This window comes from Crossiella sp. CA198 (genome assembly GCF_052078295.1).
GTDB lineage: Bacteria > Actinomycetota > Actinomycetes > Mycobacteriales > Pseudonocardiaceae > Crossiella.
Window position 1 is genome coordinate 72,455 of sequence record NZ_JBQJIM010000036.1, and the last position, 6,309, is coordinate 78,763.

The window sequence follows — 6,309 nt, forward strand, 5'->3', positions numbered from 1 at the left end:
AGCCCAGACACTACTGGGCCGGACCGACATTCGCGCCAGGGGTGCCTACCGGTTGGGGATAACTGGTCCGCGCCAGCCCTGGACCGGCAGCGAGAACTTGCGCACCAGCCGGTCGGCGAAGGGTTCCTTCTTCAGCCGCACCAGGTTGACCGGCACTTTCCCGCCGACGACCTCCACCCGCGCGCCGGGCGGCAGCTCCACGGTGCGCTGCCCGTCGCAGCACAGCACCGCCGGGTGCCCGCCGGGCGCGACCTCCACCGCGACCAGCGAGTTCGGCGAGACCACCAGCGTCCGGGCGAAGAGCGCGTGCGCGTTGCTGGGCACCACCAGCAGCGCCTCCACCTCGGGCCAGATCACCGGCCCGCCCGCGGAGAAGGCGTAGGCGGTGGACCCGGTCGGCGTGGCGACCAGCACCCCGTCGCAGCCGAAGCCGGACACCGGGCGCTCGTCCACCTCCAGGACCGCGTCCAGGATCCGTTCCCGGCTGGACTTCTCCACACTGGCCTCGTTGAGCGCCCAGGTGCGGGCCAGCACGGTCCCGTTGAGCCGGACGATCACGTCCAGGGTCATCCGCTGTTCGACGTGGTAGGTCCGGTCGATGACCGCGGCCACCACCTCGTGCAGTTCCTCGGAGTCGGCCTCGGCCAGGAATCCCACCCGGCCCAGGTTGACCCCGAGCACCGGCACCCCGGCGGGCCTGGCCAGTTCGGCTGCCCGCAGCAGGGTCCCGTCGCCACCGAGCACCAGCACGAGTTCGGTGCCCTCGGCGGCCTCGTCGGTGTGCGCGACGATGGTGTCGTAGCAGGCCGCGTTGATGTCCGCGGCCTCCTCCACCAGGACCCGCAGCTTCAGTCCGGCCTGCCGTAGCTTCCCGGCCACGTACTCGGTGGTGCGCCGGTTCTCCGGACGGCCGGTGTGCACCACGAGCAAAAGCTCACGGGTCATGAACGGTCTACCTCCAGTGCCTACCGCGGACCCGCGGCGACCGCGGCCCGAACCAGCTGCTCGGCCTCAGCCGAGGCCAACGGCACTCCCCGGCGAAGCCAGAGAAAATACTCGACGTTGCCGGAGGGCCCCGGCAAGGGGCTGGCGGTGACGCCGCGCAGGGTCAGTCCGGACTCGGCCGCCGAGGCGACCACCCCGGTGACGGCCTCGACCCGCAGTTCCGGATCGCGCACCACGCCACCGGAGCCGAGCCGCTCCTTGCCCACCTCGAACTGCGGTTTCACCATCGGCACCAGGTCCGCGCCGTCCGCCATGCAGGCGGCCAGCGCGGGCAGCACCAAGCGCAGGTAGATGAACGAGAGATCACCCACCACAAGATCAACGGTCCCGCCGATCTGTTCCGGCGTCAGATTCCGCACGTTGGTGCGGTCGAACACCTTCACCCGATCGTCGGTCTGCAACTTCCACACCAGCTGGCCGTAGCCGACGTCCACCGCGACCACCTCGGTCGCCCCGCCACGCAGCAGCACATCGGTGAACCCACCGGTGGACGCGCCCGCGTCCAGGCAGCGCCGCCCGGTCACGGTGAGCCCCAACGGCCCGAAGACCTCCAGCGCGCCCAGCAGTTTGTGCGCGCCACGCGAGGCCCAGCCGGGATCGTCGGCGTCCTCGCGCACGACCACCGCGGCGTCGGTCTCCACCGAGGTCGCCGGTTTGCTCGCGACCGTGCCGCGCACGGTGACCCGGCCCGCGTTCACCAGCTCCACCGCGTGTTCGCGGGAGCGGGCGAGCCCGCGGCGCACCAGTTCGGCGTCCAGCCGTACCCGCCGAGGCATGGGTCAGACCTGGTCGATCGTGGACAGCGCCGAGGTCAGCGCGGTGTGCACCGCGTCGAACCTGGCCACGTGCTCGGCCAGCGGCACCGAGTCCAGGTCCTGCAGACCGACAAGGGCGGAGTCGATCTCCGCCACCGGCTGTTCGGGCGTCATGCGCACCACGCTATACCCAGTTTCCGCAACGCCGCCTCAGCCTCGGCGCCCACCGGCGTCACCCCCGAAGGAGCGCCACCGCCGGCGCCCCACCACACCGCGCACAACGATCGCAGCGCCGACAACGGTTCCCCGCTCTCATCAGCCCCACCCAGCCGAAGCCCGCCATCCACAACCTCGACCAGCCACCCCGCCCGCACGCCAACCTCAACGTGCTCCACCGGCGCGACCAGCCCACCAAGATCCTCGGACACATAACGGCACCGCTGCTCGGGAACGGCCGCCAGCAAACCCTCCGGCGTGGCCACCCCCGTCAGCACCACCAACGCGGGCAGCTCGGCCGCACTGGCCCCGGCGATATCGGTGTCCAACCGATCCCCCACGACCAAGGCCGCCGAAGCACCGGCCGACTCCGCCGCCAGCACCAGCTGGGTCGGTTCCGGCTTCCCCGCCACCTCCGGCGCCAGCCCGGTGGCGGTCCGCAACGCGGCCACCATCGACCCGTTCCCCGGCAACAACCCACGCTCGGTCGGCAAGGTGGCATCCACATTGGACGCGAGCCAGTAAGCCCCACCCCGGATGGCGATGCAGGCCTCAGCCAGCTGAGCCCACCCGGTCTCCGGCGAATGCCCCTGCACCACGGCCACAGGTTCGTCCGCCGCGGCCTCGACCACCCGAAGCCCCACCGCCCGAACCTCAGCCCGCAACGCCTCAGCCCCCACCACCAGCACCGGCGAACCGGCCGCCAGCTTCGCGGCCAGCACTGCCGCGGCAGCCTGGGAACTGGTGCTCACCTCACGGACGTCGGCCGGAAACCCCAGCTCCCGAAGGTGCTGGGCCACCGCCTCCGGCGCCCGCGAGGCGTTGTTGGTGACGTACCGGAGCGCACGCCCGCGCCGCTTGGCCTCAGCGATCGCCTCCGGCGCCCCGGGCACCGCGGTCCCACCGCGGTACACGGTGCCGTCGAGATCCAGCAGCAACGCGTCGTGCGCATCCAGCAACGTCGTCATCAGTTGTCCCGAACCGTCCCATCAACGGATTTCACAACACCAGACTCAACCGAGCCGTCAGCCGCAGCCTCAACCGAGGCCCCCGGCTCAACCGCAGCCTCGTCCGTAACCTGCGCAGACTCCGCAACCGGTTCGCCAGCCTCAGCATCGCCCTGGCCCGCCACGTCGCCCTGCCCAGCGTCATCCCGGCCAGCGTCATCCCGGTCCGAGTTGCCCTGGTCCGAGTTGCCCTGGTCCGCGTCGTCCTGGTCCGAAGCGTCAGCCTGGCCCGAGTCCGCAGCCTCGTCCTCGTCCTCGTGCTCGTCCTGGCCCTGCTCCTGGTCCTGGTCTTCGCCCAGTTCCTCGGCGTCCACCGGCACCACGGGCCCCGCGCCAAGCTCAATGGCCCGCTCAGCCGCGTCGGTCTCACCTTCGTCATCCACCTCGGCAGCCGAGATGAACCACTGGATCGCCTCATCGGTCCGGCCGGCCGCGGCCAGGTTGTCCGCGTAGGCGTAGAACAGCCGCGCACTCCACGGATCCCGCCGCTTCACATCCAGATCCGGCCCCTGCAACGCCACCACCGCGGCGTCCAGCTCGCCCAGATCCCGACGTGCGCCGGCGGCCACGATCCGCAGCTCCACAGCCTCGTCCGCGGTCAGCGCCGCGGCCTCGGTCGACCGGGACAGCTCCAGCGCCCGCTCCGGCCGGCCCAGTGCCCGCTCGCAGTCGGCCATGACGGCCAGGTGCCCGGAGCTACCGGTCATCCGCCGCGCCGCCCGCAGCTCGGCGAGAGCCTCGGACCATTCGCCCGCGTGGTAGGCGGCCAATCCGGTCGCCTCCCGCACCAGCCCGATCCGCGAGGCCTTCCGCCGAGCGAACCGAGCGTGCGCCAGCGCCTGCTCCGGCTCCTCGTCGATCAGCCGGCCGGCCATCACCAGGTGCTTGGCCACCAGCTCGGCCAGGCTCTTGGACAGGGTCCGCAGGTCCGAACGAACACCGGCGTCCAGCTGACCGGGTTCGACATCCTCGGGAAGCTCCGGCTCCACCAGCTCCTCGAGCTGATCCCGCCGCAGTTCGCCCGCGTCGAAGCGGTCATCCCGCCCACGCGGCCGGTCCTGCGCCGGGTAACGACGCTCGGCGCCCTCAGCCCGATCGGCGTCGGTACGACCATGCCGGACCTCACGAGCCGGCCGATCCTCCCGATTCCCATAAGCAGGCTTCTCATACCGCGGCCGATCCCCAGCGCCGGCGGAACGAGGCCGCTCAGCCCCACCCCGATCGCTCTGGAATCCACCCCGGTCGCCACGGTCGTTGCCGCGGTACCCGCCCCGGTCATCCGAACGGAACCCACCACGGTCGCCGCTACGGTCCCCGCGATCGTCCTTGCGGAACCCACCACGGTCGCCCTGGTCATCCCGGCGGGACCCACCGCGATCGTCCCGGTCGTTCCCGCGGAAGCCACCCCGGTCGCCCCGGTCATTGCCCCGGTACCCGCCGCGGTCATCCCGCTGGTACCCACCACGATCGCCGCCGCGGTCAGCACCCCGGTACCCGCCGCGATCACCACGGTCGCCGCCCCGGTCGTCCCGGCGGAACCCGCCCTGACCACCGCGATCCGCGCTCCGGTAACCACTCTGGCTGCCCTGGTCGTCCTTGCGGAAACCACGGTCCTCGCCCTGGGCGCCACCGCGGTCATCGCCGCCGGCACTGCCCTGGTCAGCACGGTCGTCCTTGCGGACAACACCCTGGTCGGCACGGTCGTCCCGCTGGGCGCCACCGCGATCGTCCTTGGTTACCGCGCCCTGCTCGGCCCGGTCCTCCTTGCGGAAGCCACCCGTCTCCGAGCCCTCCGCACCCTGGACGCCACCGGTCTCCTCGACCGCACGGCCGTCCCGGAACCCGGGCTTGCCGTCCCGACGGGGCCGGTCATCACGCTTCTGGTAGCGAGGACGGTCGTCCCCGTCCGCTCGCGGCTTGTCGAACTTGGGCTTGTCGAACTTCGGCTTGTCATAACGGGGCTTGTCGCCGTAGGCAGGCTTGTCGCCGTACCGCGGCTTGTCGCCGTAGGCAGGCTTGTCCCCGTACGGACGATCCTGCCGAGGCCGGTCATCCCGCCGGAAACCACCCTGACCGCCCTGACCACCGCGGTCGCCACGGTCGTTGCCGCGGTACCCGCCCCGGTCATCCGAACGGAACCCACCACGGTCGCCGCCCCGGTCCCCGCGATCGTCCTTGCGGAACCCACCACGGTCGCCACGGTCATCCCGCTGGTAACCGCCACGGTCACCACGGTCGTCCGAACGGAAGCCACCGCGATCACCGCGATCGTCCTTGCGGAACCCGCCCTGGCCGCCTCGATCATCACGCCGGAAGCCGCTGCCCTGGCCACCGCTCTGACCACCACGGTCATCCCGACGGAACCCGCCCTGGCCACCGCGGTCGCCACGGTCGTTGCCGCGGTACCCACTCCGGTCGCCGCCGCGATCGTCCTTGCGGAACCCACCACGGTCGCCACGGTCATCCCGCTGGTAACCACCGCGATCGCCGCGGTCGCTGCTCCGGGAGTCGCCACGGTCGTCTCGGCGGAACCCGCCCTGACCACCGCGATCATCGCGCCGGAAGCCGCTGCTCGGGCCGCCTCGATCGTCACGCCGGAAGCTGCTCTGACCACCACGGTCGGCACCCCGGAAACCACCCTGGCCACCCTGGCCACCGCGGTCGTCGCGACGGAAGCCGCCCCGGTCCCCACGGTCAGCGCCACGGTTGTCCTGCCAGCGCGGACGGTCCCCGGAAGCGGGACGGTCATCTCGGCTGCCACTTTGTGGTCGATCACGATCCTGCTCAAAACGACGTGGCCGGTCATCGCGCTGGCCGTAGCCACCACGCGAGCCGCCACCTTCGTAGCGCCCGCCGCGAGACGAGTCACCACTGGAGTTCCGATCCTGCCGGTCACCGCCACGACCCCAGCTGGAACCGCCACGCTCACGCCGGTCGCCCGACTGCGCGTCGCGATACCCGCCCTGCCTGCGGTTGTCACCGGAGCCTGAGCGATCACCGCTCGAAGAACCACCGGACCGACCGTATGGTGGCTTGTCGCCACGCGGCCTGCCCGCTCCACCACCGGAGCGCCGAGGAGCACCGTCTCCGCGGTCCTCACCGGGCCGCCTGTCTGAAACCACCAAATCCTCCCGAACAACCAACAACACAAGAAGGGGCTTGCCCACCTTACCGGCGGACAAGCCCCTCTCGAATGATTGTTCGGCGGCGTCCTACTCTCCCACACGCTCACGCATGCAGTACCATCGGCGCTGGAGGACTTAGCTTCCGGGTTCGGAATGGGACCGGGCGTTTCCCCTCCGCCATAACCACCGAAACACTATGAA

General features: G+C 71.2%; 6 protein-coding genes and 1 rRNA gene. 1 reads left to right on the forward strand and 6 read right to left on the reverse strand.

The annotated features are described in order from the left end of the window. Positions 1-45: 45 nt before the first annotated feature. From ACTOWY_RS39950 to ACTOWY_RS39970, 5 genes are read right to left on the reverse strand one after another with little or no spacing between them, the layout of a single operon-like run. Entirely contained in the window at positions 46-945 is a 900-nt protein-coding gene (locus ACTOWY_RS39950; protein ID WP_441314802.1) for an NAD kinase, read from the reverse strand. Between the two features lie 20 nt (positions 946-965). After that, complete coding sequence (locus ACTOWY_RS39955; protein WP_441314803.1) at positions 966-1,781, reverse strand: TlyA family RNA methyltransferase; 816 nt, start codon at positions 1,779-1,781, stop codon at positions 966-968. A 3-nt stretch (positions 1,782-1,784) separates the two neighbouring features. Beyond that, positions 1,785-1,934 (reverse strand): hypothetical protein, encoded by a 150-nt coding sequence (locus tag ACTOWY_RS39960; RefSeq protein ID WP_185008226.1) that lies wholly within the window; start codon positions 1,932-1,934, stop codon positions 1,785-1,787. Continuing rightward, positions 1,931-2,947: an HAD-IIA family hydrolase gene (locus tag ACTOWY_RS39965; RefSeq protein WP_441314807.1), complete on the reverse strand. Its 1,017-nt coding sequence runs from the start codon at positions 2,945-2,947 to the stop codon at positions 1,931-1,933. Before ACTOWY_RS39965 ends, ACTOWY_RS39960 begins: the two co-directional genes overlap by 4 nt. Next, positions 2,944-3,858: a hypothetical protein gene (locus ACTOWY_RS39970; RefSeq protein ID WP_441314804.1), complete on the reverse strand. Its 915-nt coding sequence runs from the start codon at positions 3,856-3,858 to the stop codon at positions 2,944-2,946. Before ACTOWY_RS39970 ends, ACTOWY_RS39965 begins: the two co-directional genes overlap by 4 nt. Between ACTOWY_RS39970 and ACTOWY_RS39975 the strand changes: the two genes are divergently transcribed. Then, complete coding sequence (locus tag ACTOWY_RS39975; RefSeq protein WP_441314805.1) at positions 3,811-5,973, forward strand: hypothetical protein; 2,163 nt, start codon at positions 3,811-3,813, stop codon at positions 5,971-5,973. The two genes, ACTOWY_RS39970 and ACTOWY_RS39975, sit on opposite strands and share 48 nt — an antisense overlap. A gap of 209 nt (positions 5,974-6,182) precedes the next feature. Here the strand turns inward: ACTOWY_RS39975 and rrf are convergent. Beyond that, positions 6,183-6,299 (reverse strand): 5S ribosomal RNA (rrf, locus tag ACTOWY_RS39980). Between the last annotated feature and the right edge of the window lie 10 nt (positions 6,300-6,309).

Coding starts and splice junctions, on each gene's coding strand:
- ACTOWY_RS39960 (WP_185008226.1), bottom strand. CDS start 1,934: ATGACGCCCGAACAGCCGGTGGCGGAGATCGACTCCGCCCTTGTCGGT.
- ACTOWY_RS39970 (WP_441314804.1), bottom strand. CDS start 3,858: ATGGCCGGCCGGCTGATCGACGAGGAGCCGGAGCAGGCGCTGGCGCAC.
- ACTOWY_RS39950 (WP_441314802.1), bottom strand. CDS start 945: ATGACCCGTGAGCTTTTGCTCGTGGTGCACACCGGCCGTCCGGAGAAC.
- ACTOWY_RS39955 (WP_441314803.1), bottom strand. CDS start 1,781: ATGCCTCGGCGGGTACGGCTGGACGCCGAACTGGTGCGCCGCGGGCTC.